The 26,126-nt window shown below is 73.6% G+C and carries 20 protein-coding genes and 3 pseudogenes; 8 read left to right on the forward strand and 15 right to left on the reverse strand.

Translation table 11 applies throughout. The features are described 5' to 3' along the window. Positions 1–19: 19 nt before the first annotated feature. From WJ438_RS29615 to WJ438_RS29640, 6 genes and pseudogenes are all read right to left on the reverse strand, one after another. On the reverse strand, positions 20–1,054 hold the full coding sequence (locus WJ438_RS29615; protein ID WP_406727933.1) for a helix-turn-helix transcriptional regulator: 1,035 nt from the start codon (positions 1,052–1,054) through the stop codon (positions 20–22). A gap of 71 nt (positions 1,055–1,125) precedes the next feature. After that, the gene (aceE, locus tag WJ438_RS29620; protein ID WP_406727934.1) at positions 1,126–3,867 is read right to left on the reverse strand and encodes a pyruvate dehydrogenase (acetyl-transferring), homodimeric type; all 2,742 of its coding nucleotides are present in this window, start codon (positions 3,865–3,867) and stop codon (positions 1,126–1,128) included. A gap of 341 nt (positions 3,868–4,208) precedes the next feature. After that, the gene (locus tag WJ438_RS29625; protein WP_406727935.1) at positions 4,209–4,706 is read right to left on the reverse strand and encodes a hypothetical protein; all 498 of its coding nucleotides are present in this window, start codon (positions 4,704–4,706) and stop codon (positions 4,209–4,211) included. Positions 4,707–4,825: 119 nt separating this feature from the next. Next, complete coding sequence (locus tag WJ438_RS29630; RefSeq protein ID WP_406727936.1) at positions 4,826–4,957, reverse strand: hypothetical protein; 132 nt, start codon at positions 4,955–4,957, stop codon at positions 4,826–4,828. 57 nt (positions 4,958–5,014) lie between these two features. Then, on the reverse strand, positions 5,015–7,276 hold the full coding sequence (locus tag WJ438_RS29635) for a cation-translocating P-type ATPase (protein WP_406727937.1): 2,262 nt from the start codon (positions 7,274–7,276) through the stop codon (positions 5,015–5,017). Between the two features lie 226 nt (positions 7,277–7,502). After that, positions 7,503–7,631 (reverse strand): annotated as a pseudogene (locus tag WJ438_RS29640) (cation-transporting P-type ATPase); the annotation flags it as partial. Positions 7,632–8,003: 372 nt separating this feature from the next. Here WJ438_RS29640 and WJ438_RS29645 point away from each other — a divergent pair. Next, entirely contained in the window at positions 8,004–8,324 is a 321-nt protein-coding gene (locus WJ438_RS29645) for a hypothetical protein (protein ID WP_406727938.1), read from the forward strand. A gap of 307 nt (positions 8,325–8,631) precedes the next feature. Beyond that, positions 8,632–9,282, forward strand: a complete 651-nt coding sequence (locus WJ438_RS29650) for a hypothetical protein (RefSeq protein WP_406727939.1) — start codon at positions 8,632–8,634, stop codon at positions 9,280–9,282. A gap of 598 nt (positions 9,283–9,880) precedes the next feature. Here WJ438_RS29650 and WJ438_RS29655 read toward each other — a convergent pair. The 4 genes from WJ438_RS29655 to WJ438_RS29670 form a co-directional block, all read right to left on the reverse strand. Further along, positions 9,881–10,519: a GntR family transcriptional regulator gene (locus WJ438_RS29655; RefSeq protein WP_406727940.1), complete on the reverse strand. Its 639-nt coding sequence runs from the start codon at positions 10,517–10,519 to the stop codon at positions 9,881–9,883. 284 nt (positions 10,520–10,803) lie between these two features. Continuing rightward, positions 10,804–12,579: a 2-oxoglutarate dehydrogenase, E2 component, dihydrolipoamide succinyltransferase gene (sucB, locus tag WJ438_RS29660; protein WP_406727941.1), complete on the reverse strand. Its 1,776-nt coding sequence runs from the start codon at positions 12,577–12,579 to the stop codon at positions 10,804–10,806. Positions 12,580–12,639: 60 nt separating this feature from the next. After that, entirely contained in the window at positions 12,640–14,028 is a 1,389-nt protein-coding gene (gene lpdA, locus WJ438_RS29665; RefSeq protein ID WP_406727942.1) for a dihydrolipoyl dehydrogenase, read from the reverse strand. 317 nt (positions 14,029–14,345) lie between these two features. After that, positions 14,346–15,911, reverse strand: a complete 1,566-nt coding sequence (locus tag WJ438_RS29670; RefSeq protein ID WP_406727943.1) for a leucyl aminopeptidase — start codon at positions 15,909–15,911, stop codon at positions 14,346–14,348. Between the two features lie 314 nt (positions 15,912–16,225). Between WJ438_RS29670 and WJ438_RS29675 the strand changes: the two genes are divergently transcribed. Next, on the forward strand, positions 16,226–17,083 hold the full coding sequence (locus WJ438_RS29675) for an endo alpha-1,4 polygalactosaminidase (RefSeq protein WP_406727944.1): 858 nt from the start codon (positions 16,226–16,228) through the stop codon (positions 17,081–17,083). A gap of 23 nt (positions 17,084–17,106) precedes the next feature. Here WJ438_RS29675 and WJ438_RS29680 read toward each other — a convergent pair whose 3' ends face one another. Further along, complete coding sequence (locus WJ438_RS29680; protein WP_406727945.1) at positions 17,107–17,898, reverse strand: adenosylcobinamide-GDP ribazoletransferase; 792 nt, start codon at positions 17,896–17,898, stop codon at positions 17,107–17,109. Positions 17,899–17,958: 60 nt separating this feature from the next. Between WJ438_RS29680 and WJ438_RS29685 the strand changes: the two genes are divergently transcribed. After that, entirely contained in the window at positions 17,959–18,723 is a 765-nt protein-coding gene (locus WJ438_RS29685) for a hypothetical protein (RefSeq protein ID WP_406727946.1), read from the forward strand. 51 nt (positions 18,724–18,774) lie between these two features. Here the strand turns inward: WJ438_RS29685 and cobT are convergent. After that, positions 18,775–19,939 (reverse strand): annotated as a pseudogene (gene cobT / locus WJ438_RS29690) (nicotinate-nucleotide--dimethylbenzimidazole phosphoribosyltransferase). Positions 19,940–20,136: 197 nt separating this feature from the next. Between cobT and WJ438_RS29695 the strand changes: the two are divergent. After that, positions 20,137–21,249 carry a methyltransferase domain-containing protein gene (locus tag WJ438_RS29695; protein WP_406727947.1) on the forward strand — a complete coding sequence of 371 codons (1,113 nt, stop codon included), beginning with the start codon at positions 20,137–20,139 and terminating at the stop codon, positions 21,247–21,249. Positions 21,250–21,263: 14 nt separating this feature from the next. Here the strand turns inward: WJ438_RS29695 and WJ438_RS29700 are convergent. Next, a pseudogene (locus WJ438_RS29700) lies at positions 21,264–22,464 on the reverse strand (bifunctional adenosylcobinamide kinase/adenosylcobinamide-phosphate guanylyltransferase). Between the two features lie 453 nt (positions 22,465–22,917). Here WJ438_RS29700 and WJ438_RS29705 point away from each other — a divergent pair. Beyond that, on the forward strand, positions 22,918–23,142 hold the full coding sequence (locus WJ438_RS29705) for a hypothetical protein (RefSeq protein WP_406727948.1): 225 nt from the start codon (positions 22,918–22,920) through the stop codon (positions 23,140–23,142). Between the two features lie 44 nt (positions 23,143–23,186). On the opposite strand, the gene WJ438_RS29710 is transcribed toward WJ438_RS29705, so the two are convergent. Together WJ438_RS29710 and WJ438_RS29715 are read right to left on the reverse strand one after the other, a co-directional pair. Beyond that, entirely contained in the window at positions 23,187–23,900 is a 714-nt protein-coding gene (locus tag WJ438_RS29710; protein WP_406727949.1) for a class I SAM-dependent methyltransferase, read from the reverse strand. 134 nt (positions 23,901–24,034) lie between these two features. Beyond that, on the reverse strand, positions 24,035–24,631 hold the full coding sequence (locus WJ438_RS29715) for a DUF3043 domain-containing protein (protein WP_406727950.1): 597 nt from the start codon (positions 24,629–24,631) through the stop codon (positions 24,035–24,037). Positions 24,632–24,924: 293 nt separating this feature from the next. On the opposite strand from WJ438_RS29715, the gene WJ438_RS29720 reads away from it, so the two are divergent. Continuing rightward, on the forward strand, positions 24,925–25,722 hold the full coding sequence (locus WJ438_RS29720; RefSeq protein ID WP_406727951.1) for a PspA/IM30 family protein: 798 nt from the start codon (positions 24,925–24,927) through the stop codon (positions 25,720–25,722). Between the two features lie 59 nt (positions 25,723–25,781). Further along, entirely contained in the window at positions 25,782–26,063 is a 282-nt protein-coding gene (gene pspAA / locus WJ438_RS29725) for a PspA-associated protein PspAA (RefSeq protein WP_406727952.1), read from the forward strand. Positions 26,064–26,126: the final 63 nt, after the last annotated feature.

Below are 26,126 nucleotides of genomic sequence, written 5' to 3' on the forward strand. Positions count from 1 at the left end.
GGGGACGCACCCCGGAGTGTCACCCGGATTGCTCAGGGGCAGGGGCAGGTGCGGGGCCGGGGCCCGTCCCGTACAGCCGGGCCAGCCGCACGGCCTGGGCGGCGAACCACTCCCGCAACGACGCGGGCGTCAGCACCTCCACCTCGGGACCCAGCGCCGTCAGCTGGGTGTGGGCGACCTCCTCGGACTCCACCGGCAGGGTCACCGTCACCCACCCGCCGTCGTCCCCGCCGGCCCCGGCCGCCTCGGCCAGTGCCTCCCGTGCGGCCGCCGCGTCCACGGCGTGCGGCAGCAGGCGTACCCCCTCGGGCGACAGCCGCACCTCCACCTCCGTCCGCAGGATCGAGCGCGCGAACTGCTCAGCCCGCTCCTCCCAGAACGCGGGCAGCTCGAACTCCCGGTCGCGTTCGAAGCGTTCCGCGCCCGCCTCCACCGCCGTGAACCGGTCGACGCGGTACACCCGGAAGGCCCCGTGTTCCGGCACCCGCGCACACAGGTACCAGACGCCCGCCTTGAGCACGAGCCCGTACGGTTCCAGCTCCCGCGCGACCTCCCGCCGGTGCTCCCCCTCCCCGCGCCGGTAGCGCGCGGTGACCCGGCGGTCGTCCCACACCGCGTCCGCCACGGCCGGCAGCAGCTCGGGCGTCCCCGGCTCACGGAACCAGCTCGGGGCGTCCAGATGGAAGCGCTGAGCCGCCGTCCGCGACGCGTCCCGCAGGGAGGGCAGCAGCGCCGCCGACACCTTCAGCCGGGCCGCGGAGGCCGCGTCCTCGAGCCCCATCTCCCGCAGAGCCCCCGGCACCCCGGACAGGAACAGCGCCTCCGCCTCGCCGCGGGCCAGCCCCGTCAGCCTCGTCCGGTACCCGCCGACCAGCCGGTAACCTCCGGCCCGCCCCCGGTCCGCGTACACCGGCACCCCGGCCTCCGACAGCGCCTGCGCGTCCCGGATTACCGTCCGCTCCGACACCTCCAGCTCGCGCGCCAGCTCGGCGGCGGTCATGGAGGGCCGGGACTGGAGCAGCAGCACCATCTTGATCAGCCGGGCAGCACGCATACGGCCCATCATGCGGCAGGAGGCCCCCGCCGCGGCGGGGGCCTCCTGCCCTCATCCGTAGCACCCGGGTGCTACAGGCCGTACTTCTCGCGCGCTTCCTTCACGGCCGTCGCCTGCACCTCGCCGCGCCGGGCGAGCTGCGCCAGGGCCGCGACGACGATGGACTCGGCGTCGACCCCGAAGTAGCGGCGGGCCGCCTCGCGGGTCTCCGACAGGCCGAAGCCGTCGGCGCCCAGCGAGGTGTAGTCCTGCTCCACCCACTGCGCGATCTGGTCGGGGACCTGGCGCATGTAGTCGGAGACCGCCAGCACCGGACCCTCGGCGCCCTGGAGCGCCTGCCGGACGAACGGCTCCCGCTCCTCGCCGCGCAGCAGCGCCTCGTCCGCCTCCATGGCGTCCCGGCGCAGCTCGGTCCACGACGTCGCCGACCACACGTCGGCCGCCACGCCCCACTCCTCGGCGAGCAGCCGCTGCGCCTTCAGCGCCCAGTGGATCGCCGTACCGGAGCCGAGCAGCTGGATCCGCGGGGCGAGGGGGGTACCTCCCTGCTCGAGCGAAGCCGAGAGATTGGGGGAAGGCACCGTCAGCCCCGCCGACTCCGCCGTGTTGAAGCGGTACAGGCCCTTGAGGATGCCCTCGTCGATCCCGGGGGCCGCCGGCTTGGCCGGCTGCCGCAGCGGCTCGTTGTAGACCGTCATGTAGTAGAAGACGTTCTGGTCCTCGTCCGGGGCCGCCGCGCCGTACATGCGGCGCAGACCCTCCTTGACGATGACGGCGATCTCGTACGCGAACGCCGGGTCGTACGTCAGCGCGGCCGGGTTGGTCGCGGCGATGACCGGGGAGTGGCCGTCGGCGTGCTGGAGGCCCTCACCGGTGAGTGTGGTGCGGCCGGCGGTGGCGCCGACGAGGAAGCCGCGGCCGAGCTGGTCGCCGAGCTGCCACATCTGGTCGGCCGTGCGCTGCCAGCCGAACATCGAGTAGTAGATGTAGAACGGGATCACCGGCTCGCCGTGCGTCGCGTACGACGTCGAGGCGGCGATGAACTCGGCCATGGAACCGGCCTCGGTGATCCCCTCGTTGAGGATCTGGCCGTTCTTGGCCTCCTTGTAGTACATCAGCTGGTCGCGGTCGACCGGCTCGTACGTCTGGCCCTTGGGCGAGTAGATGCCGAGCGACGGGAAGAGCGACTCCATGCCGAAGGTCCGCGCCTCGTCGGGGACGATCGGCACCCAGCGCTTGCCGGTCTCCTTGTCGCGGACCAGGTCCTTGACCAGGCGGACGAACGCCATGGTGGTCGCCACGTTCTGCGAGCCGGAGCCCTTGTCGAAGGCGCTGAACGCCTTGTCGGCCGGGGCCGGCAGCGGCGCGACGGGGTGGACGCGGCGGGCCGGGGCCGGGCCGCCGAGAGCGGCGCGGCGCTCCTGGAGGTAACGGACCTCGGGGGAGTCGGCGCCCGGGTGGCCGTAGGGGACCACGCCGTCGACGAAGTCGCTGTCCTTGATCGGCAGGTCGAGGCGGTCACGCATCGCCTTGAACTCGTCCACCGACAGCTTCTTCATCTGGTGGTTGGCGTTCTTCGACGCGAAGCCCTCGCCGAGCGTGTGACCCTTGACCGTCTGGGCCAGAATCACGGTCGGCGCGCCCTTGTGGGCGAGCGCGGCCCGGTAGGCGGCGTAGACCTTGCGGGACTCGTGGCCGCCGCGCGAGAGGTGGAAGCACTCGAGGATCTTGTCGTCGCTCAGCAGCTTCGCCATCTCGACGAGCGCCGGGTCCTTGCCGAAGAAGTCCTCGCGGATGTAGGCCGCGTCGCGGGTCTGGTACGTCTGGACCTGTGCGTCGGGTACCTCGCGCAGGCGGCGTACGAGCGCGCCGGTGGTGTCCAGCCGGAACAGCTCGTCCCAGGCGGTGCCCCACAGGCTCTTGACCACGTTCCAGCCGGAGCCGCGGAACTGGGCCTCCAGCTCCTGCACGATCTTGAAGTTGGCGCGGACCGGACCGTCGAGGCGCTGCAGGTTGCAGTTGATGACGAAGGTCAGGTTGTCCAGGCCCTCGCGGGAGGCGAGCGTCAGAGCGGCGGTGGACTCCGGCTCGTCCATCTCGCCGTCGCCGAGGAACGCCCACACGTGGGAGTTCGTCAGGTCCTTGATGCCGCGGCTGGTCAGATAGCGGTTGAACCGCGCCTGGTAGACCGCGGAGATCGGGCCGAGGCCCATCGACACCGTGGGGAACTCCCACAGCCAGGGCAGGCGCCGCGGGTGCGGGTACGACGGGAGGCCGTCGCCGCCCGCCTCACGGCGGAAGTTGTCCAGCTGCTTCTCGCCGAGCCGTCCGTCGAGGAAGGCACGGGCGTAGATGCCGGGGGAGGCGTGGCCCTGAATGTACAGCTGGTCGCCCGAGCCGTCGCCCTCCTTGCCGCGGAAGAAGTGGTTGAAGCCCGTCTCGTAGAGCCAGGCCGCGGAGGCGAAGGTGGCGATGTGGCCGCCGACGCCGTACTTGCTGCCGCGGGTCACCATCGCGGCCGCGTTCCAGCGGTTCCACGCGGTGATGCGGGACTCCAACGCCTCGTCGCCGTCCACCGCGGGCTCGGCGGAGGTGGGGATGGTGTTGACGTAGTCGGTCTCGAGGAGCTGCGGCAGTGCGACGCCGGCGTCCTCGGCGCGCTCCAGCGTACGGCGCATCAGGTACGCGGCACGGTGCGGCCCGGCCGCCTTGGCGACGGCGTCCAGGGAGGCCTGCCATTCGGCGGTCTCCTCGGGATCGCGGTCCGGGAGCTGGTCCAGCTCGCTCGGCTGGATGGCCTTGGGGTCGGTCATGTCGCCGCCTTCCTCAGTCGAAGGGGGTTCCCTCATCGGTAAGGGTTCGGGGGTGCCCTTGGTCTTTGGCAGGACAGGGCTGGGGCTCTGGTGGAGACCCCGCTGGTGACAATAACTCCCTGATCGATGATCGATCAAAGGGAGAGGGCCAAAAGAGTCTCGATATCGAGAAATTGGCATCCTGTGCCGGAGATTTGGGCACGCGGTGCCGCGTTTTCCCTGCTCACCCCAGTGGCGACCGGCCGTTCGGGCGGGGTGCGAGGTGGCTCGGAAGCGCCGAACGCCGGTGGGGCCGGACGCGCGGACGGCGTCCGGCCCCACCGGCGTTCAGGGCGGACCTGTCATGCCGTCGCCGGCTGCGGCGGCGCCGCGGTCTCCGTCCGGTCGGCGGCGGTCTGCCCGCCCTGCTCGTGGTCGGCGCGTTCCCGCTCGGCGCGTTCGTGTCCCTGGTGCTGCCGCGCCGCCTGCTCGCGGGTGATCACCTCGGTGGCGGCGCCGACGGCGACCGCGATCGGCCAGCCGATGGCTCCGGCGGCGGTCATGCCGCCGAGGACGCCGTAGAGAGCCAGCCTGCGGGGCGAGGGGAGCAGGGACGCGGCCGTGGACACGGGCGCGGCCTTGCGGGCCTGGGAGAACATGTCGCCCGGGGTCACGTAGGGGATCGGAACCCGGGCGTGCGCGGTGCGCAGGTGCAGCACCTTGCCGCCCGTCCGCTTCTCCTCGGTGTGCTCCGTCGGGGTCTGCCGTGGTTCCGGAGCGCGGGTCTCCTCGGCCTGGATTCCGGCCTGCGGCGGGGCCGGCGGTTGCGGTTGCTGGGTCTGTGGATCCGGGGAAGTCATCTCCGTCCTCTCCTGCCGTGAAGCGTGAGTGGCGAGGGGTCTTCCTGGCCGCCTTCCATCAAAGCGCGCGGATAAACCCACCTGAACGGACAATTCGGGCGGTCTGGTTCGGGGATTTCTCAGGCGTATGCGGCCGCCGGGCGCTCGCTCGTGCCGAAGGCCTTCCAGAGCTGGACGGCCAGCCGAACCACGGCGGCCTCGAGCAGGGCGACCGCCACCTGGGTCAGGATCGTGGTGAGGATGTGCGGCATGGTCCGCCGCCTTTCGTGTGTGTCGTGCCGGGTACGACTCCTTTGTCCGCCCCGATGTCATCCAGCAGGCTGCACGCGGGTGTTCTGCAGGTGAACTTTTCCCAGCGCCTCGGTGGCACCCCGGGCCACGAGGGGTACGAATACCGAACCCGCCGCCGACGCCAGCGCGATCGTCCAGGCCGCGGGGCCCAGGGGACGGCTGCCGAAGAAGTGGCTGAGCCCCGGCACGCTCACCACCACGCCCAGCACCACCAGGGACCCCACCACGGCCGCGGCCACCACCGGATCACGGCCCGCGCCCTGGAGCGTCTGGAACAGTTGGGAGGTCACCAGGGCGACCAGGGCGACCGTGTCGGCCCGCCCCCGGGTGCCGGTGGCCCGGGCGGCGATCCAGGCGGCCGTGGCCGCCACCGTGGTGACGGCGGCGCGCAGTCGGATGTGGCGGGTCAGGGCCTTGCCGAGCGAGGCCTCCGGGCCCTCCGCGAGCAGCCGGTCGGGGCGGTCGGCGGGCGGCCGGGCGGCGATGGCCATGGCGGGCAGCATGTCCGTGAGCAGGTTGACCAGGAGCAGCTGACGGGCGTTCAGCGCACTGCGCCCGGTGAGCAGCGTGGTCGCCAGCGTGAAGACGATCTCTCCCAGATTGCCGCCGAGGAGGATGCCCAGCGCCCTGCGCACCGAGCCCCACATGGCCCGGCCCTCGACGAAGGCGTCGACGATGGTCTCGATCCGGTCGTCGGTGACGACCACGTCGGCGGCGGCGCGGGCCGCCGGCGTGGCCCGGGAGCCGAGGGCGATGCCGACGTCGGCGATCCGGATGGCGGGCGCGTCGTTGGCACCGTCGCCGGTGACGGCGACGGTGCGGCCGGCCGAGCGCAGCGCGGTGACGATACGGACCTTGTGCGCCGGGGTGACCCGGGCGAACACGGTGACGTCCGGCAGCGTCCCGGCGAGCGCCGCGTCGTCGAGGGCGTCCAGCTCCGCCCCGGTCATCAGGCGCGGCTCCTCCTCGGGCCGCAGCTCCCGGGCGATCGCGGCGGCGGTGCTGGGGTGGTCGCCGGTGAGCATGACGATGCGCACCCCGGCCCGGGACAGCCGGTCCACACTCTCCGCGGCGGTGGGCCGCACCGGGTCCGCGAGGCCCAGCAGGCCCAGCAGGCACAGCCCGTCGACGACCTCGTCGTCGAGGTCCCCCAGGCCGGCGGGGGCGGTGTCGTCCTGCGGCGCACCCGCGGGCAGGACCCGCTCGGCGACCGCGAGCACCCTGAGGCCGCGCCGGGCCAGCCGGTCGATCTCCGCTTCCGTCTCCGCGCGCGGCCGCTCGTCGAACGGCTCGGTGGCGTCGCCACGGCGGACCCGGTCGCAGCGGGCCAGTACGACCTCCGGCGCGCCCTTGACGACGATCCGCGCCTCGCTGTCGGACCGCCCCAGCACGGCGTGGTAGCCGCGCCCCGGCTCGAACGGCAGCTCGGCCAGCCGCTCCCAGCTGTCCGTACCGAGCCCGGCGGCCCGGGCCGGAGCGGCGCCGAGCGACTCGGCCCCGTCGGCGATGGCCCGGTCGGTGGGATGGGCGAGTGTCGCGGCCGCGCCCGGCGGACCGGCCAGGGCGGCCGTGGCGACGATCCGGCGCAGCGCCGGGGTGAGCCGGTCGGGGCCACCGCGCCGCAGGCCGTCGGAGACCTGCTGGAGGCTGATCCGGCCCTCGGTGAGCGTGCCCGTCTTGTCGAAGCACAGCACGTCGGTGCGGCCCAGCGCCTCGATGGTGGAGGCGCTGCGGACCAGGGTGTCGCGCGCGGACAGCCGACGGGCCGCGGCCAGCTCCGCGACCGTGGCGACGAACGGCAGCCCCTCCGGTACGGCCGCCACGCACAGGCTGACCGCGGACCCCAGGGCGGCGCCCAGGGGTCGTCTGCGCAGCAACTCGACGGCGAAGAGGGCGACCCCCGAGGCGACGGACAGCGGCAGGAACCACCGGCCCAGCGCCTTCAGCCGCCGCTCCACCCCGCTCTCCGGCGGCGCACCCTCGGGACCCACTTCGGCCGCGCTGCCCGCTTCGGTGGCGGTCCCGGTGGCGACGACCACGCCGAGCGCGTGGCCGGCCGCCACCGTCGTGCCCTCGTAGAGCATCGAGGTGCGGTCCGCGACCGCCCGGGCCGCGGTCGGCGCCGCGCTCTTCACGACGGGCAGCGACTCGCCGGTGAGGCTGGACTCGTCCACCTCCAGACCCTGCGCCCGCACCACCCGGCAGTCCGCGGGGACCGAGTCCCCGGCCCGCAGTTCGATCACGTCCCCGCGCACCAGGTGCTCGCCGGCCGCCTCCACCGCCTCCGCCCGGCCGGGCCAGGCGCACCCGCACCCGCACCGAGGTGGCCTCGACCAGCCGCTGCGCCGCGTCGTCGGCCTGCTGCCGCTGCACCCCGCCGACCAGCGCGTCCACGCCGAGCACTCCGCCGATCAGCACGGCGTCCAGTACGGAGCCGAGTGCCGCCGAGATACCGCCGCCGATCGCCAGGACGGGCGTGAGCGGATTGGCCAGTTCCTCCGCGACCCGGCTGATCAGGGTGACGGCACCCTCGTGCCGCTCGCGGCCCGCGGACTGCCGGCGCCGGGCGGCCTCGGCCTCGTCCAGCCCCCGGGACGAGGTGCCGAGCCGGGACATCACCTGGCGTACCGCCATGGCGTGCCAGGGGGTGCGCTCCGCGGCGGCCGGGGCCGGACGCCCGTGCAGCCGCCATCCCGCCCAGAAGCCCGCGGCGACTGAGGCGATGATCACCCCGTCGGACACCAGACGGGCCCGCGTCCAGGCCCGCGGGCGGGGCACGAGCAGGGCGAGAGCCGAGCCCGCCACGGCGCCGGCGCCCTCCAGCCGGGCACACAGCCGGGCGATCCGCCGGGCCTCCGGCAGGGCCGTCAGCAGCAGGTGGACGACCTCGGGCGGAGCGGCGACGTCGGCGTCCCACGGCACGTGCCGCGGGACGGTGATCGATCCGATGCCCAGGTCCGCGCGGACGAGCGCGCGCCGGGTCCGTGCCGAGAGCACCGCGACCCCGTGCCCCTCCGCCTGGAGGGAGTGCACCAGGGCGGCCGTACGCCGGTGCCCGGTGGGCGCGGCCTCCTCGAGCCCGAACCGGCGGTGCAGCCCGGGCGGGCCGCCCACCAGCCGCACCTCACCGCACTCCCGTGCAGCGCGCACCAAGTGATGCGCAAGCGGGTGCAGTTGGGGGACCAGGGCGGCCACGGCCACCGGCGTGTCCTCCCGCAGGACGAGCACGACCTGCGCACCCTCCTCGGCCCACTGCCGGATCCGCGCGGCCGCCTCCGCGGGCACGCCGCCGTGGGAGTCGGCCTCCGTACCGCTGAACGGCCGTAGTTCCCAGCCGTCCCGCCGCTTCGGCGCCAGGGAGTCGGCGCCGTGCCGGGGGCGCCTCCCGTCCCGCCCGTCCGGTTCGATCAGCTCGTGGATCCGTACGTGGATCTCGTCGTCGTCCGGGCCGCTGTCCGCCGAGCCGCCGCCCTGCGGACCGGGCTCGGACCACCCGGTCTCCGGCCCACGGTCCGGGCCGCCGCGCGCCTCACGCCCGGGCTCGCCGGGCCCCGGGGTGCCGTGTGGGGGCAGGCGCAGTACGCCCTCGACCGTCCAGTCGCGGTCGGCCAGCACCCGGGCGTCGAGGACCACCGTGTCGATCCGGTCCAGGCGGCGCAGCACCTCCGGCCGCAGCACCAGCGCCCCCCGATCGGAGAGGGCCCGGCCCACCGAGCATCCGAATGCCTCCCGGCCGAACCGGGGGGCGAGAGGCATCCCCGCGATCAGCAGCGCCAGCCCCCGGTCATGGCTGCGCAGGCCGACCGACGTCAGACCGTACGCCGCGAGCGACACCGGTGCCGCCACGTTGGCGTACCGGTCGCCCGGGCCCGGCGGCAGCGGCGCGGGGCGCCCGGAACCCGGCACCGCGTCGTGGCGGTACGCACCCTCCTGCACGCCCAGCCTGCGCGCCCAGGCCGCCCACGCCCCGCGACGGGCCTGCACCTCCGCATACCGGGCGGCGGCCAGCACGGTGGTCACCGCGGCACCCACCGGCCGGAAGGACAGGGTGGCCGTCAGCAGGTTCACCGCAGCGAAGCCGCGTTCCGTGGCCGGCTCGCCGATCCGGTGGGCGATGCCGTCACGCAGCCGCGGCGTGGACTCCACGAACTGGATCGCCGACGTCACCAGTGGATGCAGACCCCGCAACCTGAGCACGCCGCCGACCGACGCCACCCCCACCGCCAGCAGCCCGGTGCCGAGCCGGGCGGCCGCGCCGATCCGTGGTCCCGCGGCCCCGGGGTAGCCGACCGGGGGCCGCCCCCGGTCCGCGCTCCCGTCGCGCGGGGCTTCCTCGGCGGCGGCGTCGGCGGCCGCGACGACGTCGGCGACGGCCGCAAGGTCGGTCTTCGGCCCGCAGCCCACGTACACACAACCCAGCGTGCCGTTCACCTCCGCGCGGCTCACCCCCGGCACCCGGCGCAGCGCGGCCTCCAGCCCGCGCGCCGCCGCTGCCGTACCGGGCCGCCCCAGCCGCCGGACCGCGATCTGCACGCCTCCCGGGGTTCGCCAGAGGCCGGGCACACGCGGCTGTGCCACCGGCCCGGTCGACGGAAGCGCCGCCGGGACGGCGGCCAGACCCCGCGCGACGGACCGGGCCGCCGATACCGTCGAGGCCACGGCGTTCCGCGTCGAGGACAGGACGGACCCGGGAAGTACGGAGGACAGCTGTGTCGGGATCACATGGCCTCCACCACCGGCCGACGGGGGCGTTGGTCGCCGCCCTGGGGAACGACGCGGCTCTCCCCAGTATCGGCACGTTCCGACAGCTTCGCCCGGCGCAGCGACGCAGGAGGGACGGGGCGGCTGGTGCCAGGACCGACCGCAACGGGCGGATTCGGGGATCAGGCGGGCGCGTCGGCGGCGTGCGGCGCGCAGCCCAGCACATGCTCCTTCACCAGGCGGCCGATGTCCGGATCCTGCCGTCGGAACGCCGCGACCAGCTCTTCGTGCTCCTCGGCGTAGGACTGCTGGACCGTGCCCAGCCAGCGGATGGACAGGGCCGTGAAGACCTCGATGCCCAGTCCCTCCCAGGTGTGCAGCAGCACCGAGTTGCCGGCCGCGCGGACCAGTTCACGGTGGAAGGCGACCGTGTGCCGCACCTGGGCCGTGCCGTCGGCCGTGCGGTCGGCCTCGTAGAGTGCGGCGACATGCGGCTCCAGCGCCGAGCAGTCCTGCGCCAGCCGCTCCGCCGCCAGCTCCGCGGCGATCGCCTCGAGACCTGCCCGTACGGGGTAGCTCTCCTCCAGGTCGGTGGCCGAGATGTTCCGCACCCGCACGCCTTTGTTGGGCGCCGACTCGATCAGCCGCAACGACTCCAGCTCGCGCAGCGCCTCCCGCACCGGTGTCTGGCTGACCTCCAGCTCGGTCGCGATCCGCCGCTCCACGATCCGCTCGCCCGGCTGCCAGCGCCCGCTGATGATCCCTTCCAGGATGTGCTCGCGGATCTGTTCGCGCAGCGAGTGGACGACGGGCGCGGTCATGAGTGCTCCTTGGACAGGGTTCGTGAATCCGGGGCAGCCGCCCGAAAGGCCCGGTCGAGGGGCGGCGGACGGGCGACGGACAGGACCCTTGAGGGCGATTGACCCTTAGACAATACGGCTGACCCGGCGTCCCGGAGGGGCGCACGGGGTGCTTTCGCCCAGGTGAGACGAGGCTTACACGGCGCATACGACGCGGCTCACGCCGTGCCTACGACAGTGCCCCCGCCGGGAGCCTGGGAAGCTCCGGACGGGGGCACCGGTGGCCGTGGATCAGCGGCCGCGGATCACAGGCCGAGCTCGACCTCGAACTCGCCCGCCTCCAGGATCGCCTTGACCGCGTTCAGGTAACGGGCCGCGTCGGCACCGTCCACCAGTCGGTGGTCGTAGGAGAGGGTCAGGTAGGTCATGTCGCGGACGCCGATGACCGTGCCCTCCTCCGTCTCGATGACGGCCGGACGCTTGACCGTGGCACCGATGCCGAGGATCGAGACCTGGCCCGGAGGCACGATGATCGTGTCGAACAGCGCGCCGCGCGAACCGGTGTTGCTGATGGTGAAGGTCCCGCCGGACAGCTCGTCCGGGGTGATCTTGCTGGCCCGGACCTTGCCCGCCAGCTCGGCCGTGGCCTTGGAGATACCGGCGATGTTGAGGTCACCGGCGTTCTTGATGACCGGGGTCATCAGGCCCTTCTCGGAGTCCACCGCGATACCGATGTGCTCGGTGTCGAAGTAGGTGATGGTCCCCTCGGCCTCGTTGATCCGGGCGTTGACGGCCGGGTGGGCCTTCAGCGCCTGGGCAGCGGCCTTGACGAAGAACGGCATCGGGGAGAGCTTGACGCCCTCACGGGCCGCGAACGACTCCTTGGCCCGCGCCCGCAGCTTCATCAGCCGGGTGACGTCGACCTCGACGACCGAGGACAGCTGCGCCTGCTCGCGCAGCGCCTTGACCATGTTGTCGCCGATGACCTTGCGGATCCGCGGCATCTTCACGGTCTGGCCGCGCAGCGGCGAGGCCTCGAGAACCGGGGTCCGCTTCGCCGCGGCCGGAGCGGCGGCCGGAGCCGCGGCGGGGGCGGCGGTCTTCGCGGCCTCCGCCGCGGCGACGACGTCCTGCTTGCGGATACGGCCGCCGACGCCGGTGCCCTTGACGCTGGACAGGTCGACGCCGTGCTCGGCGGCGAGCTTGCGCACCAGCGGGGTCACGTAGGCGCCTTCGTCGGTCGGCTGCGCGGCGGCCGGGGCGACCGGAGCGGCAGCCGGGGCGGCCGGAGCCGGCGAGGGGGCCGGGGCAGGAGCCGGAGCCGGGGCGGCCTGCGGGGCAGGAGCCGGGGCCGGAGCCGGGGCGGCCTGCTGCGGAACCGGGGCGGGCTCGGGCCGCTCCGGGGCGGCCGGAGCCGCCGGGGCCGGAGCGGTCGCCGGGGCGGCACCCGGAGCACCGATGACGGCGAGCTTCGCGCCCACCTCGGCGGTCTCGTCCTCGCCGACCGTGATCTCCAGCAGCACACCGGAGGTGGGCGCCGGGATCTCGGTGTCGACCTTGTCGGTGGAGACCTCGAGCAGCGGCTCGTCGGCCTCGACACTGTCGCCGACCGACTTCAGCCAGCGGGTGACGGTGCCCTCGGTGACGGACTCGCCGAGCGCGGGCAGGACCACATCCGTGCCCTCGGCGGAGCCGCCGCCGGCGGCGGCCTCGGCGGTGGGAGCGGGCGCCGGGGCGGCCTGCTCGGTGGAGGGGGCCGCCGAGGCCGGCTCGGGCGCCGGTGCGGCGGGCTGCTCGGCGGCGGGTGCCTCAGCCACCGCGGGGGCGGCGGCAGCCGCACCGCTGCCGTCGTCGATCAGGGCCAGCTCGGCACCGACCTCGACGGTCTCGTCCTCGGCGACCTTGATGGAGGACAGCACACCGGAGGTGGGCGCCGGGATCTCGGTGTCGACCTTGTCGGTGGAGACCTCGAGCAGCGGCTCGTCGGCCTCGACGCGCTCGCCCTCGGCCTTCAGCCACCGGGTGACAGTGCCCTCGGTGACGCTCTCACCGAGCGCCGGAAGGGTTACGGAAACCGCCATGGTTTCGGTTGCTCCTTAGAAGTGCGGAAGTCTGTGTCGTCGTGCCCGTGACCGAAGGCGTCAGTCGTGGGAGTGGAGGGGCTTGCCCGCGAGGGCCAGGTGGGCCTCGCCGAGCGCCTCGTTCTGCGTCGGGTGGGCGTGGACGAGCTGCGCGACCTCGGCCGGCAGCGCCTCCCAGTTGTAGATCAGCTGGGCTTCGCCGACCTGCTCGCCCATACGGTCGCCGACCATGTGGACGCCGACCACGGCACCGTCCTTGACCTGGACGAGCTTGATCTCGCCGGCGGTCTTGAGGATCTTGCTCCTGCCGTTGCCCGCCAGGTTGTACTTCAGGGCGACGACCTTGTCCGCACCGTAGATCTCCTTGGCCTTGGCCTCGGTGATGCCGACGGAGGCGACCTCCGGGTGGCAGTACGTCACCCGCGGCACGCCGTCGTAGTCGACCGGGACGGTCTTCAGACCGGCCAGCCGCTCCGCCACCAGCATGCCCTCGGCGAAGCCGACGTGCGCGAGCTGGAGCGTCGGGACGAGGTCGCCGACGGCGGAGACGGTCGGGACGTTGGTGCGCATGTACTCGTCGACGAGGACGTAGCCGCGGTCCATGGCGACCCCGGCCTCCTCGTAGCCCAGGCCCTGCGAGACCGGGCCGCGGCCGATGGCGACGAGGAGGACCTCGGCCTCGAACTCCTTGCCGTCGGCGAGGGTGACCTTGACGCCGTCCTGGGTGTACTCGGCCTTCTGGAAGAAGGTGCCCAGGTTGAACTTGATGCCCCGCTTGCGGAAGGCGCGCTCCAGCAGCTTCGAGCTGTTCTCGTCCTCGACCGGGACGAGGTGCTTGAGGCCCTCGACGATCGTGACGTCGGTGCCGAAGGACTTCCACGCGGAGGCGAACTCGACGCCGATGACGCCGCCGCCCAGCACGATCGCGGACTTCGGCACGCGGTCCAGGACGAGGGCGTGGTCCGAGGAGATGATCCGGTCGCCGTCGATCTCCAGGCCCGGCAGCGACTTCGGCACGGAGCCGGTCGCCAGCAGGACGTGGCGGCCCTGGATCCGCTGACCGTTCACATCGACGGAGGTCGGCGACGACAGCCGGCCCTCACCCTCGACGTAGGTCACCTTGCGCGAGGCGATCAGACCCTGCAGGCCCTTGTACAGGCCCGAGACCACGTCGTCCTTGTACTTGTGGACGGCCGCCATGTCGATGCCCTCGAAGGTGGCCTTCACACCGAACTGCTCGCTCTCGCGGGCCTGGTCGGCGATCTCTCCCGCGTGCAGCAGGGCCTTGGTGGGGATGCACCCGTTGTGCAGGCAGGTACCGCCGACCTTGTCCTTCTCGATCAGGGCGACGTCCAGGCCCAGCTGCGCCCCGCGCAGGGCCGCGGCGTAACCACCGCTGCCACCGCCGAGGATCACTAGGTCGAAAACAGTGCTGGCGTCGTTCGCCACGTCACGTCCTCCATGCATGTGCGCCACGCCGGTCTCCAGTGACCGGTCGGCGGCTGGTGTCCGGCCGCTTCTTGCCTTCGGCCCTTCGGTGGGGCCCTGTCCTGCCGAGCCCTATCCTCGCACTTGTCCGCGCCGAACGAGACGTGGGGCAGGGGTGTGACACGTCCCACGTTCGAACGCCCGCCCGTCGCACGCGCGAGGGCTTCTGTGACGACACGCGCCGACACACGCGGCGAATCCGCATGACGCGCCTGCCGGGGCCCCGTCCCACCCGCGCACGGGGCTCCGCCGGCAACCGGTCGACGACACCGGTCGGCTCAGCCCAGGTCGCCGGCCGCCGTCTGCTCCGCGAGGCGGACCAGCGTCCGTACCGCCGAGCCCGTACCGCCCTTGGGGGTGTACCCGAAGGGGCTGCCCTCGTTGAAGGCCGGGCCGGCGATGTCGACGTGGGCCCAGGTGATGCCCTCGCCGACGAACTCGCGCAGGAAGAGCCCGGCGACGAGCCCGCCGCCCATCCGCTCGCCCATGTTCGCGATGTCGGCGATGGCCGAGTCCATCCCCTTGCGCAGGTGCTCCGGCAGCGGCATCGGCCAGGCGGGCTCGCCGACCTCCTCGGCGGCCTCCAGCACCGCCGCACGGAAGGCGTCGTCGTTCGCCATGACGCCGAACGTGCGGTTGCCCAGTGCCAGCACCATCGCACCGGTCAGCGTCGCGACGTCCACGATCGCGTCGGGCTTGTCCTCGGAGGCGGCCCACAGCGCGTCCGCGAGGACGAGACGGCCCTCGGCGTCGGTGTTGAGCACCTCCACCGTCTTGCCGCTGTACATGCGCAGCACGTCACCCGGGCGGGTGGCGGAACCGGAGGGCATGTTCTCGGCCAGGGCCAGCCAGCCGGTGACGTTGACCTCGAGACCGAGGCGGGCGGCGGCGACGACCGCGGCGAACACGGCGGCGGCACCGCTCATGTCGCACTTCATCGTCTCGTTGTGCCCGGCCGGCTTCAGCGAGATGCCGCCCGAGTCGTAGGTGATGCCCTTGCCGACGAAGGCGAGGTGCTTCTTCGCCTTGGCGGACGTGTACGACAGCTTCACCAGCCGCGGACCCGACGCCGAGCCGGCGCCGACGCCGAGGATGCCGCCGTGGCCGCCCTTGGCCAGCGCCTTCTCGTCGAGCACCTGCACCTTGATGCCGTGCTCCTTGGCCGCGGTCTGGGCGACGGCGGCGAACGCCTCGGGGTCGAGGTCGTTGGGCGGGGTGTTGACCAGGTCGCGGGCCCGGTTGAGCTCCTCGGACACCGTGGTGGCGCGCTCCACAGCCGCCTTGAACGCCTTGTCCCGGGACGTGTCGCAGAGCAGCACGGCCTCGGCGAGGGGCGCCTTCGCGTCCTTCTTCCGGCCCTTGCCGCCGTTGTCGCCCTTGTTCTTGTGGGCGTTCTTGTTCTTGTAGGCGTCGAAGGAGTAGGCGCCGAGCAGCACGCCCTCGGCGACCGCGCCGGCGTCGGCCGCGTCCGTCAGGGGGAGGGCGAACGCGGCCTTCTTGGACCCGGCGAGGGCGCGGGCGGCCACACCGGCCGCCTTGCGCAGTGCCTCGTGGTCGGGCGCGGCGTCCTTCTCGGGCGGGGTGCCCAGGCCCACCGCGACCACGAGCGGCGTCTTGAAGCCGGTCGGCGCGGGGAGCTTCGTCACCTCCCCCTCGGCACCGGACGCGCCGAGGGTCTCCAGGACGCCGGCGAGCCCGCCGTCGTAGGCCTTGTCCACGGCTTCGGCGCCCGGTGCGACGACCAGGCCCCCGGGCCCGGACGCAGTGTCCTTGGCAACACCGATCACGATCGCGTCGGCCTTCAGGCCGGGGATCGCGGCGGTGCTGAGAGTGAGAGCAGTCACGGTGGTGAATTCTCGCTTCCGATGTGAAGTTGCTGTGGCCGAAAAGTGTGGGTCGACCGGGTCCGGCGCCGACCCTAACGGCGGCTTGGCGGTACGGTCCCGGCGGGGCCCTCCCCGGTACGGTGCACACTCCGGACGAGCCTACGCGCGTCTGCGCGTGCGCTCCCTCGCCCGGGTCTTCACCGTTCGGTGACGCGGCGGACGTCTTCGGGCCCCGCCCGCGGATCGCCGGACGGCGGCGATCCCCCTCGGAGCCGCCCCCGGCATCCGTTGCCGCCGTCGCCACCCTCTTGGAGACCATCGGTGAGACGCGCATGAGGCGACCCGTAGGACGACACGGCGGCCTGCTCGCCGCGATCTTCGCACTGGTCCCCCTGCTGCTCGCGGCCTGCACGTCCGCCCCGGCCGCGGGTTCGGGTTCCGGGGGGCACGGGAAAGGAGAGGGCGGGGCGAGTGCCGCGCCGGCGGACGGCCCCCGCTGGCAGCCCCGGCCCGGCACCGGCTGGCAGTGGCAGCTCAGCGGGCGCCTCGACGCCTCCATCGACGTGCCGGTCTACGACATCGACGGCTTCGACCACTCAGGGAACACGGTCGCGGCGCTGCACCGCGACGGCCGGAAGGTCATCTGCTATCTGTCCACGGGGGCCTGGGAGGACTTCCGCCCCGACGCCGGGGACTTCCCCGACGCGGTGCTCGGCCGCGGCAACGGCTGGGAGGGCGAACGCTGGCTCGACATCCGGCGTACCGACGTCCTGGAGCCGATCATGGCCGAGCGGTTCGACATGTGCCGTGACAAGGGCTTCGACGCGGTGGAGCCGGACAACATGGACGGCTACCGCAACCGCACCGGATTCCCGCTCACCGCCGCCGACCAGCTCCGCTACCACCGCCTGATCGCCAGGCTGGCCCACGAACGCGGCCTGGCCGTCGGCCTGAAGAACGACCTCGACCAGGTCCCGCAGCTGGTCGGCGACTTCGACTTCGCGGTCAACGAGCAGTGCGCCCGGTACGGCGAGTGCGCGCGGCTCGCCCCGTTCGTCGAGGCGGACAAGGCCGTCTTCCACGCCGAGTACGAACTGCCCACCGACCGGTTCTGCGCCGACTCCCGGCGGCTGAGGCTGAGTTCCATGCTGAAGAAGTACGAACTGGGGGTCTGGCGCCGCGCCTGCTGAGGCCGGTGCGGGCCGCCGGTTCCTCAGCCCAGGGCCGCGACGACGAGCGCGGTCGTCGCCGCGGTCTCCGCGAGCGAGCCGAACACGTCACCGGTGACCCCGCCGAAGCGGCGGACGCAGTGCCGCAGGAGGAACTCCGCGGCCGCGACGGACAGCAGCACCGCGAGGACGGCACGGACGACGCCGTCCACCCCGAGCAGGGCGCCCCCGGCAGCCGCCGCGCAGGCCGCCGCGAGCGCGACGCCCACCGCAGCCGCCGGCGGGACGGCCCCGGCGACGGCGGCACCCAGCCCCTTGGGCCGGGCGGGCGGCACCCCGGCGCGGGCGGCGAGGGTGAGGGCGAGCCGGGCCGTGACCGCCGCGACCACGGCGGCGAGCGCACCCCGGGTCCAGGAGTCGCCGTACGCCTGGGCCAGCGCGGCCACCTGCGCCAGCAGCACGAGGACGAGGGTGAGCACGCCGAACGGCCCGATGTCCGACTGCTTCATGATCCGCAGCGCGTGCTCGGCCGGCTTTCCGCTGCCGAGCCCGTCCGCGACGTCGGCGAGTCCGTCGAGATGCAGCCCGCGCGTGAGCGCGGCGGGCACGGCGACGGTGGCGACGGCGGCGAGCGGCGCGCCCGCCCCGAGGAACAGCAGCAGCAGTCCGCAGACGGCGGCCACGGCGCCGACCGCCAGCCCGGCCAGCGGGGCGCACAGCATGCCGCCGCGCGCGGCCGGGCGATCCCAGCGGGTCACCTCGACGGGGAACACGGTAAGGGTGCCGAAGGCGAAGCGGAGGCCGTCGGCCAGGGAGGTCAGGAAGGGCACGGGCACCGGCGCAGATTACCCGGCGGTCAGCAGGGCACCCCCGGCGGCCGTGGATAAAGTGCGCTTATGGGACATTGGTTGCAGCGAAACATTATCGAGCCGGGCAAGCTGCCGCTGCTGCTCGCCCTCACCGCCTTTGTCCTCACCTTCGTGATCACCCGGGTCGTCACCCGGCTGATCCGGGCCGGCAAGGGCCCCTTCGGCAACGTCGAGACGGGCGGTGTGCACATCCATCACGTCGTGCCCGGCGTGATCCTCACCGTCGTCGGCGGCTTCGGCGCGGTGGCGGGCAGCCGGCACGGCTTCGGCTCGGCCCTCAGCGCCGTCGTCTTCGGCATCGGCGCCGGCCTGGTCCTGGACGAGTTCGCACTGATCCTGCATCTCGACGACGTCTACTGGACCGAGGCCGGCCGCCAGAGCGTCGAGGTGGTCGTCCTCACCGCCGCGATGGTCGGACTGCTACTGGCCGGGTTCTCGCCGTTCGGCGTCAACGACCTCTCCGAGGACGAACTCCAGAACCGCGGCGGCGTCGCCCTGAACGTGGCGGTCAACTTCCTCTTCTCCCTGATCGCCCTGAGCAAGGGCAAGGCGAGGATCGCCGTCTTCGGCGTGATCGTGCCCGTCGTCGCCCTGATCGGCTCGCTGCGCCTGGCCCGTCCCGGCTCCCCGTGGGCCAGACGCTTCTACCGGCGCCGGCACCGCGCCCGCGCCAAGGCCGTCTTGCGGGCCTACCACCACGACCTCCGCTGGTCGGGCCCCCGCCGCGCCCTCCAGGACTGGATCGGCGGCAAGCCCGACCCCGACCCGCCCCGCTCCGTCGAACGCGGCTGACGGCGCCGGGGGGTGCTTCGGGGCCGCCGCCCCGGTCGCCGCGGTCGCCGGCTATCCGGACTTCGAGCCCGTGGTCGGCTCCGGCTGCTCATCGGCCGCCGGCGCCTCCGGTCCCTCCGACGCGTCAGCCGCCTCCGACGCCTCCGGCACGTCTGATTCCTCCGCCTCCTCCGGGCGCTCGGGGAGTTCCGCGGCCAGCGCGGCCGCCGCCTGCACCAGGGGGAGGGCCAGCAGGCCGCCCGTGGCCTCGCCCACGGTGACGCCGTGCGTGAGGAGCGGCTCCAGCGCCATCCGGTCCAGCGCCTTCGCCTGCCCCGGCTCACCGCTGTCGTGCGCGGCCAGCCACCAGTCCGGCGCCCGGAACGCGATCCGCTGCCCCACCAGCGCGCACGCCGCCGTCACGACGCCGTCGAGCACGACCGGCGTCTTCCGTACGGCGGCCTGCAGCAGGAAGCCCGTCATCGCGGTCAGATCGGCACCGCCTACCGTCGCCAGCAGCCGCAGCTGGTCGCCGAGCACGGGCCGGGCCCGCCGCAGCGCGTCGCGGATCGCCGCACACTTGCGCATCCAGGCCAGGTCGTCGATCGCCAGCCCGCCGCGCCCGGTGACCACGGACGCGTCCGTCCCGCACAGCGCGCCCACCAGCACACCCGCCGCCGTGGTGCCGCCCACGCTCACATCGCCGAGCACCACCAGGTCCGTACCGGAGTCGGCCTCCTCGTCGGCCACCGCGACCCCGGCCCGGAACGCCGCCTCGGCCTCCTCGAGGGTCAGCGCGTCCTCGATGTCGACGCGTCCGCTGCCGCGCCGCACCCTGTGCCGTACGACGTCCTCGGGCAGGGTCGCCGGATCGCAGTCCAGGGCCATGTCGACCACTCGTACCGGCACCCCGAACCGCCGGGCCAGCACGGAGACCGGACGGCCGCCCTCCAGCACCTCGCGCACCAGCTCCCCGGCGCTGCCCGCGGCCCGTGCCGAGACGCCCAGTTCGGCGATTCCGTGGTCACCGGCGAAGAGGACGACCCGCGGCCGCTCGACCGGCCGCACCGGCACGGCGGACTGTGCGGCGGCCAGCCACTCGCCCAGTTCGTTCGAGCCGGCCCAGCGACCCGGGCGGCACGATCTGGCGTCCGCGGCGCGCCTCCGCGTCACGGCGCACCCCGCCGTCCGGACGCTCGATCAGGTCGGTGAAGTCGTCGAGATTAAGCGAGCTCATTCGCCGAACAGTACCGGCCCGGATCGAACACCACGGAGTCCCAGGTCCCGTCGTCGATTTTCCGCCCGCCGGGCGACGCCACCCCGACGTCGTTACGCCTCGGAGGGCCATCCGATCCGTAACGTTTTGCAGTGGAATGTCATACACGCGTCCCGACGTTCCGCTCGCCCATCCGCCCGACCCCCCGGGAGCCGCCCATGTCCGTGCCCGACGCACCCATCGCCGCCCCGTCGGCCGCCGTGCCCGGCGCCGTTGCCGTACCCGCCCAGCAGGCCTCCGCGCGGGTGCACGAGCCGCGTCGCGAGGACTGCCCCTGGTGTGGCTCGGCGCGGCTGCGCAACCGGCTGCGCACCGGTGACCTGCGGCGGCACCGGCCGGGCCGGTTCACCGTCGACGCGTGCCGGGACTGCGGGCACACCTTCCAGAACCCCCGCCTCACCGCCGAGGGCCTCGCCTTCCACCGGCGGGTGCTGCGCGGGGCCCCCCGGGACGCCGTCACCGACCGGGTCCTCGCGCTGCGCGACGCCCCGCGCCGCCGCCGTGCCACGGCCCGCGCGATGCTGCGCTTCGGCGAACCGGAGAGCTGGCTGGACGTCGGCACCGGTCACGCCCGCTTCCCGTACACCGCGCGGGAGCTGTTCCCGTACACCGCCTTCGACGGCACCGACCTCACCCCGCGCGTCGAACGCGCCCGCGCCCTCGGCCGGGTGGAGGAGGCCCACATCGGCCCGCTGACGTCCCCACGGCTGCGGGCCCGGGTGGCGGGCCGCTACGACGTGGTCAGCATGCTGCACCACCTCGAACACACCACCGACCCGAGGGCGGAACTCCACGCCGCCCTCGACGCCCTGCGCCCCGGCGGTCATCTGCTCATCGAGACGCTGGACCCCCGCAGCGCATTCGCCGCCCTGTTCGGCCGGTGGTGGCTGTCCTACGACCAGCCCCGCCGACTGCACCTGCTCCCGCCGCGCAACCTCCGCGCCGAACTGGAGCGGCTCGGCTGCGAGATCGTCACCGCCAGGCCCGGGCTCCCGTTCAGGTCAGGCTCCGGGCACCGCGCGGTGCACGTTCCGTACGACCTGGCCGGTGCCACCGCGCTGGCCCTCTCCCACGCCCTGCCCGCCCCGGACGCCCCCTGGCGCGCCATCCCGCCGACCCCGTTCCAGCGGCATTCGCGCACCGTCCTGCTGCGCGCGAGCGCCCCGGTGGTGGCCGCCGCGGCACTCACGGACCTCGCGCTGGCCCCACTGCTGCGGCACACCCCGTTCGCCAACGCGTACCGGATCATCGCGAGAAAGCCCACGGGCTGACCCGGCACGCCCGCTCACCCCTTCAGTATCAGCGCCTGTCCCGCCACCACCAGCAGCACTTGCTCGCACTCCTGCGCGAACGCCGCGTTCAGCCGCCCGAGTTCGTCCCGGTACCGGCGGCCGGACGCGGTGGCGGGCACGATGCCCGAGCCCACCTCGTTGGACACCGCGACCACCGTCCGCCGGGTCGCGCGCACCGCGTCCGTCAGCTCGCGCATCCGCTCCCTGAGCGCCCGTTCCCCGCCGTCGGCCCACTCCGCGTCGTCCCACGCCCCGACGGAGTCCATCGCGTCCGTCAGCCACAGCGACAGACAGTCCACCAGCAGCGGCGGCCCGTCGTCCTCCAGCAGCGGCACCAGATCGCAGGTCTCGACGGTCCGCCACGACCCGGGCCGCCGCTCCTGATGGGCCGACACCCGGGCCGTCCACTCGGTGTCCCCGTTGCGGGACCCGCCGGTCGCCACATACAGCACCTCCGGAAGCGACTCCAGCCGGCGCTCGGCCTCCACCGACTTGCCCGACCGGGCCCCTCCCAGCACCAGCGTCCGCCGCGGCAGGTCGGGCACGTACTCGTAGGCGCCCACCTCCAGCGTGGTCCCGTCCGGCACGGCGCGCGCCCCGGCCGCCGCGAGCCGGCGGCGCGCCTCCGCGCCGGGCGGCACGTCGTGGTCCAGGTGCACGGCGACGACATCCGTCGTCGGCCCGACCGCGCCCACCGCCCGCAGCCGCGCCAGCGCGTCCGGGCGCCCCACGACGTCCAACAGCACCATGGCGTACGGTTCGGCGGGCTCCTCAAGGCACGGCCGGCGCCGCGCCCGGCGGCAGATACAGCAGCCGCTGCCCGTCCGGGCCGGTCACCGCGTACCCGGTGCCCGGCGAGTCCAGCGCCACCGCCCGCACCCTGTGGCCCGTCAGCAGCGCCAGCTCCCGCCCGTCCGGCACCCGGCCGGGCTGCGGCAGGCCGGCGGGCAGCTCGACCGGGGGCCCGTCGTGCGGATGGGAGAGCAGCACCTGGCGCACACCGCCGAGCGAGTGCCCCGCACGGGCCGCCGCGAAGGCCACGCCCGGCGTGAGGTCGAGCAGCAGCGAGCCGTCCACCAGCAGCGCGGTCGCCGCGCGCGCGTGCGGACCGGTCGCGGACGCGCACGCGGCGCAGGGACAGTCGGGGCGGGGCAGTCCCGCGGGGGCACCGGTACCGAGCAGAGTGAGTTCCACGGACCCGATTTTCGCCTGTCCCCACGGCTCCTGCGCGTCCGACCGGGCGGCTGCCCCGCGTGATCCGTCGTACAGGACCCACGTCCTGGCTCAGGGCCTGTCCGGCGGATCATGCCGCAGACGCGGGGTCCGGCACGTACTCCCCGAGCTCTTCGAGCAGGGGGGGACCCCCAGTGGCGTTGTCGTCACTCGCCGACCCCCCCGAGCTCTCGACGAGCTCGAGCAGGGGGCGCCCCTCTCGCGTCGACTCCCTCCTCCGCCTTGCAGCTGCACGCTCCCCCACGCTCGAACACCCTCACGCGGGGGTACCCCCATCGCCCCCGCCCACCTGCACTGATGAGGCGCTGTCGATTTCCCGCGACCTGATCCGCCGGACAGGCCCTAGGCTCTTGCCGGAGCCGGACCGAGATCCGGCTCCTGTTGTGCAGTGTGCTGACACCCACGGAGGCGTACATGGCGGCATGGACGTGGCGGTTCGAGAAGGCCGACGGGACGCAGGTCGAGCCCGCGGTGACGCCGGAGGAGTTCACCACGCAGGGGGACGCCGAGTCCTGGATCGGGGAGAACTGGAAGGCTCTGCTGGAGGGTGGTGTCGACCAGGTGCGGCTGCGGGAGGACGCCACGGAGATCTACGGGCCGATGAGCCTCCACGCGGACCAGGTGAGCCCCGAGGTCTGAGCTCACGGGCGGGGGCCCCGGCCCTCGCCCGCCCCGCGCCCGCGTCAGCCCCGTACGCCGCACAGGTGCAGCAGCGACGCCACCCCGCGGTAGGGGTCCGTCCGCCCGGCCCGCTCCTCGACCGCGAGGAGGGTCGCCAGGTCGTCCGGGACGTCGGAGGCGCGCGTGTCGTCCGCCGCCGTGTCCGTGAAGACCCGCACGCCGTACCAGGTGTGCAGCGGCGCCCCGAGCCCGGCGAGCGTCGCCGTCAGCTTCTTCAGCCGGTCGGCCCGTATCTCGAGCCCCGACTCCTCGTCCACGTGGCAGGTCGCGTCGAACGCGGTCAGCGCGCCCGCCCAGTCGCCGCACAGGCCGGACCGCATCGCGGACGCGTCACCGTTGCGCACCAGCAGCGACAGCAGTCCGCCGGGGGCGAGCATCCGGGCCAGCCCCGCCACCAGCGGGTCCGGCTCCGCCACGTACATGAGCACGCCGTGGCAGAGCACCACGTCGAAGCCGCCCGGCAGGAAGTGCACACCGGTGTCCCGGCCGTCGCCCTCGATGACCCGCATCCGCTCCCGGATGCCCTCCGGCTCCCGGGCGAGCGCCGCACGCGCGGCGCGGAGCATCTCGGGGTCCCGCTCCAGGCCGGTCACCGAGTGACCGGCCCGTGCCAGACGCAGCGCCTGTGAGCCCCGGCCCATGCCCACGTCGAGCACGCGCAGCCGCCGCCCGACCGGGAACCGCCCCACTATCTGCTCGTCCAGTTGGCGGGCCACCAGCTCCAGCCGTACGGCCTCCCGCAGGCCACCGGGCCCGCCCGGTCCCCCCGGGGAGGCCGGCGCGGGTACCGCGGGCCGTGCCGGACTCGCCGGCGCCGGGGGGGCCTCGCCGTCGGCGAACGGCAGGGTGCTCAGGGCCGCTCTCCGCGCTTGACCTGGGGCTTGGGCAGCCGCAGTCGGCGCATCTGGAGCGAACGCATCAGCGCGTAGGCGACGGCGCCGCGACGCCTGTCGTCGGGGAAGCGCTCGGCCAGCAGCTTCTTCAGCCGGAAGCCGGTCACGAGGGAGTCGAGCACGATCGTCACGATCACGACCAGCCACAGCAGCAGCGCGACGTTCTGCAGCTGGGGGACCTGGATCATGCTCAGCACCAGGATGACCACGGCCATCGGCAGGAAGTACTCCGCGATGTGGAACCGCGAGTCGATGAAGTCACGCGCGAAGCGACGCACCGGCCCCTTGTCACGGGCGGGCAGGTAGCGCTCGTCGCCGTTGGCCAGCGCCTGGCGCTGGCGCTCCATCGCGGCTCGGCGCTCGTCACGCTGCCGCTTGGCGGCCTCCTTGCGCGTCATCGACGTATTGGTCACGCTGCGGCGCTGGGTCTGGGCCACGCTGCGCTTGGGCGTGGGACGGCCCTTGGGGGCCTCCGGGTGGCGGGTCTGCTTGGAGTCGGTCACCGTCGCCTTGTCGGCGTGGGCCTTCTCTTCCTTGGCACGGCTACGGAACACAAAACCCAAGGGTACGGGGTCTGTGCGGTTGGACCCCAGTCCCGGGGGAACGATCCGGCAACACCAGTCGTCTGTAGGAGGACAGAGAGGGCGTTGCGTACCTCTTGGGGTGCGTTGTCCCGTCCGCCTCGGGGGTCACCTACTCCCTGGGCCGGAGCGGGCGGCCACTCAGTCGTCCTTGGGGATGAGCGCATCCGTCCCCGAACAGTGCGGTAATGGATGCAGGGCCCGTACTGTGGGTTCTGTCGCAGAGCTGTGAGCCGGAGTCGGTCAGAAGGGGGCGCGCGAAGCCCATGAGCGGTGTCATGAAGCGTATGGGGATGATCTTCCGCGCGAAGGCGAACAAGGCCCTTGACCGGGCCGAGGATCCGCGCGAGACCCTCGATTACTCGTACCAGAAGCAGCTGGAGCTGCTCCAGAAGGTCCGCCGCGGTGTCGCCGACGTGGCGACCAGCCGCAAGCGCCTGGAGCTCCAGCTCAACCAGCTCCAGTCGCAGTCGGGCAAGTTGGAGGACCAGGGGCGCAAGGCGCTCGCGCTGGGCCGTGAGGACCTGGCCCGCGAGGCGCTCTCCCGCCGCGCCGCCCTCCAGCAGCAGGTGACCGATCTGGAGACGCAGCACGCGACGCTCCAGGGCGAGGAGGAGAAGCTCACCCTCGCGGCCCAGCGGCTCCAGGCCAAGGTCGACGCCTTCCGCACGAAGAAGGAGACCATCAAGGCCACGTACACGGCGGCCCAGGCGCAGACCCGGATCGGCGAGGCGTTCTCCGGCATCTCCGAGGAGATGGGCGACGTCGGGCTGGCGATCCAGCGCGCCGAGGACAAGACCGCCCAGCTCCAGGCGCGGGCCGGCGCCATCGACGAGCTGCTCGCCTCCGGCGCCCTGGACGACCAGTCCGGCATGCACAAGGACGACATCCAGGCCGAGCTGGACCGGCTCTCCGGTGGTACGGATGTGGAGCTGGAGCTGCAGCGCATGAAGGCCGAACTGGCCGGAGGCCCCTCCGCCGAGCAGCAGGCCATCGAGGGCGGCAGCGAGCAGTCCCAGGCCCAGCAGCAACCGCAGGACACCCCGCGGTTCGACAAGCAGTGACCACCGCACGGGAAACCGTGCCGACGACCGAGGTTCTCGCCAGGACCCAGGAGGCCGACATGATCGTACGGATCATGGGGGAGGGGCAGGTGGCTCTGGCCGAGAGCCACCTCGCCGAGCTGGACAAACTGGACGAGGAACTCCTCGCCGAGATGGACACCGGCGACGGCCCCGGCTTCCGTCGCACCCTCACCGCCCTGCTGAACAGGGTCCACGAGCTCGGTGAGCCACTGCCGGACGACGCCCTGGAACCCTCCGACCTCATCCTCCCCTCCCCGGACGCCACCCTCGAGGAGGTCCGGGAGCTGCTCAGCGACGGCGGACTGATCCCGGGCCCGTGAACCGCAGGCCCGTGAACCCCGGGCCTGCCGAACCCCGCACGGGCGGTCCACGACCGGGCCCCG

It is taken from the genome of Streptomyces sp. GD-15H (genome assembly GCF_045291515.1).
Taxonomy (GTDB): domain Bacteria; phylum Actinomycetota; class Actinomycetes; order Streptomycetales; family Streptomycetaceae; genus Streptomyces.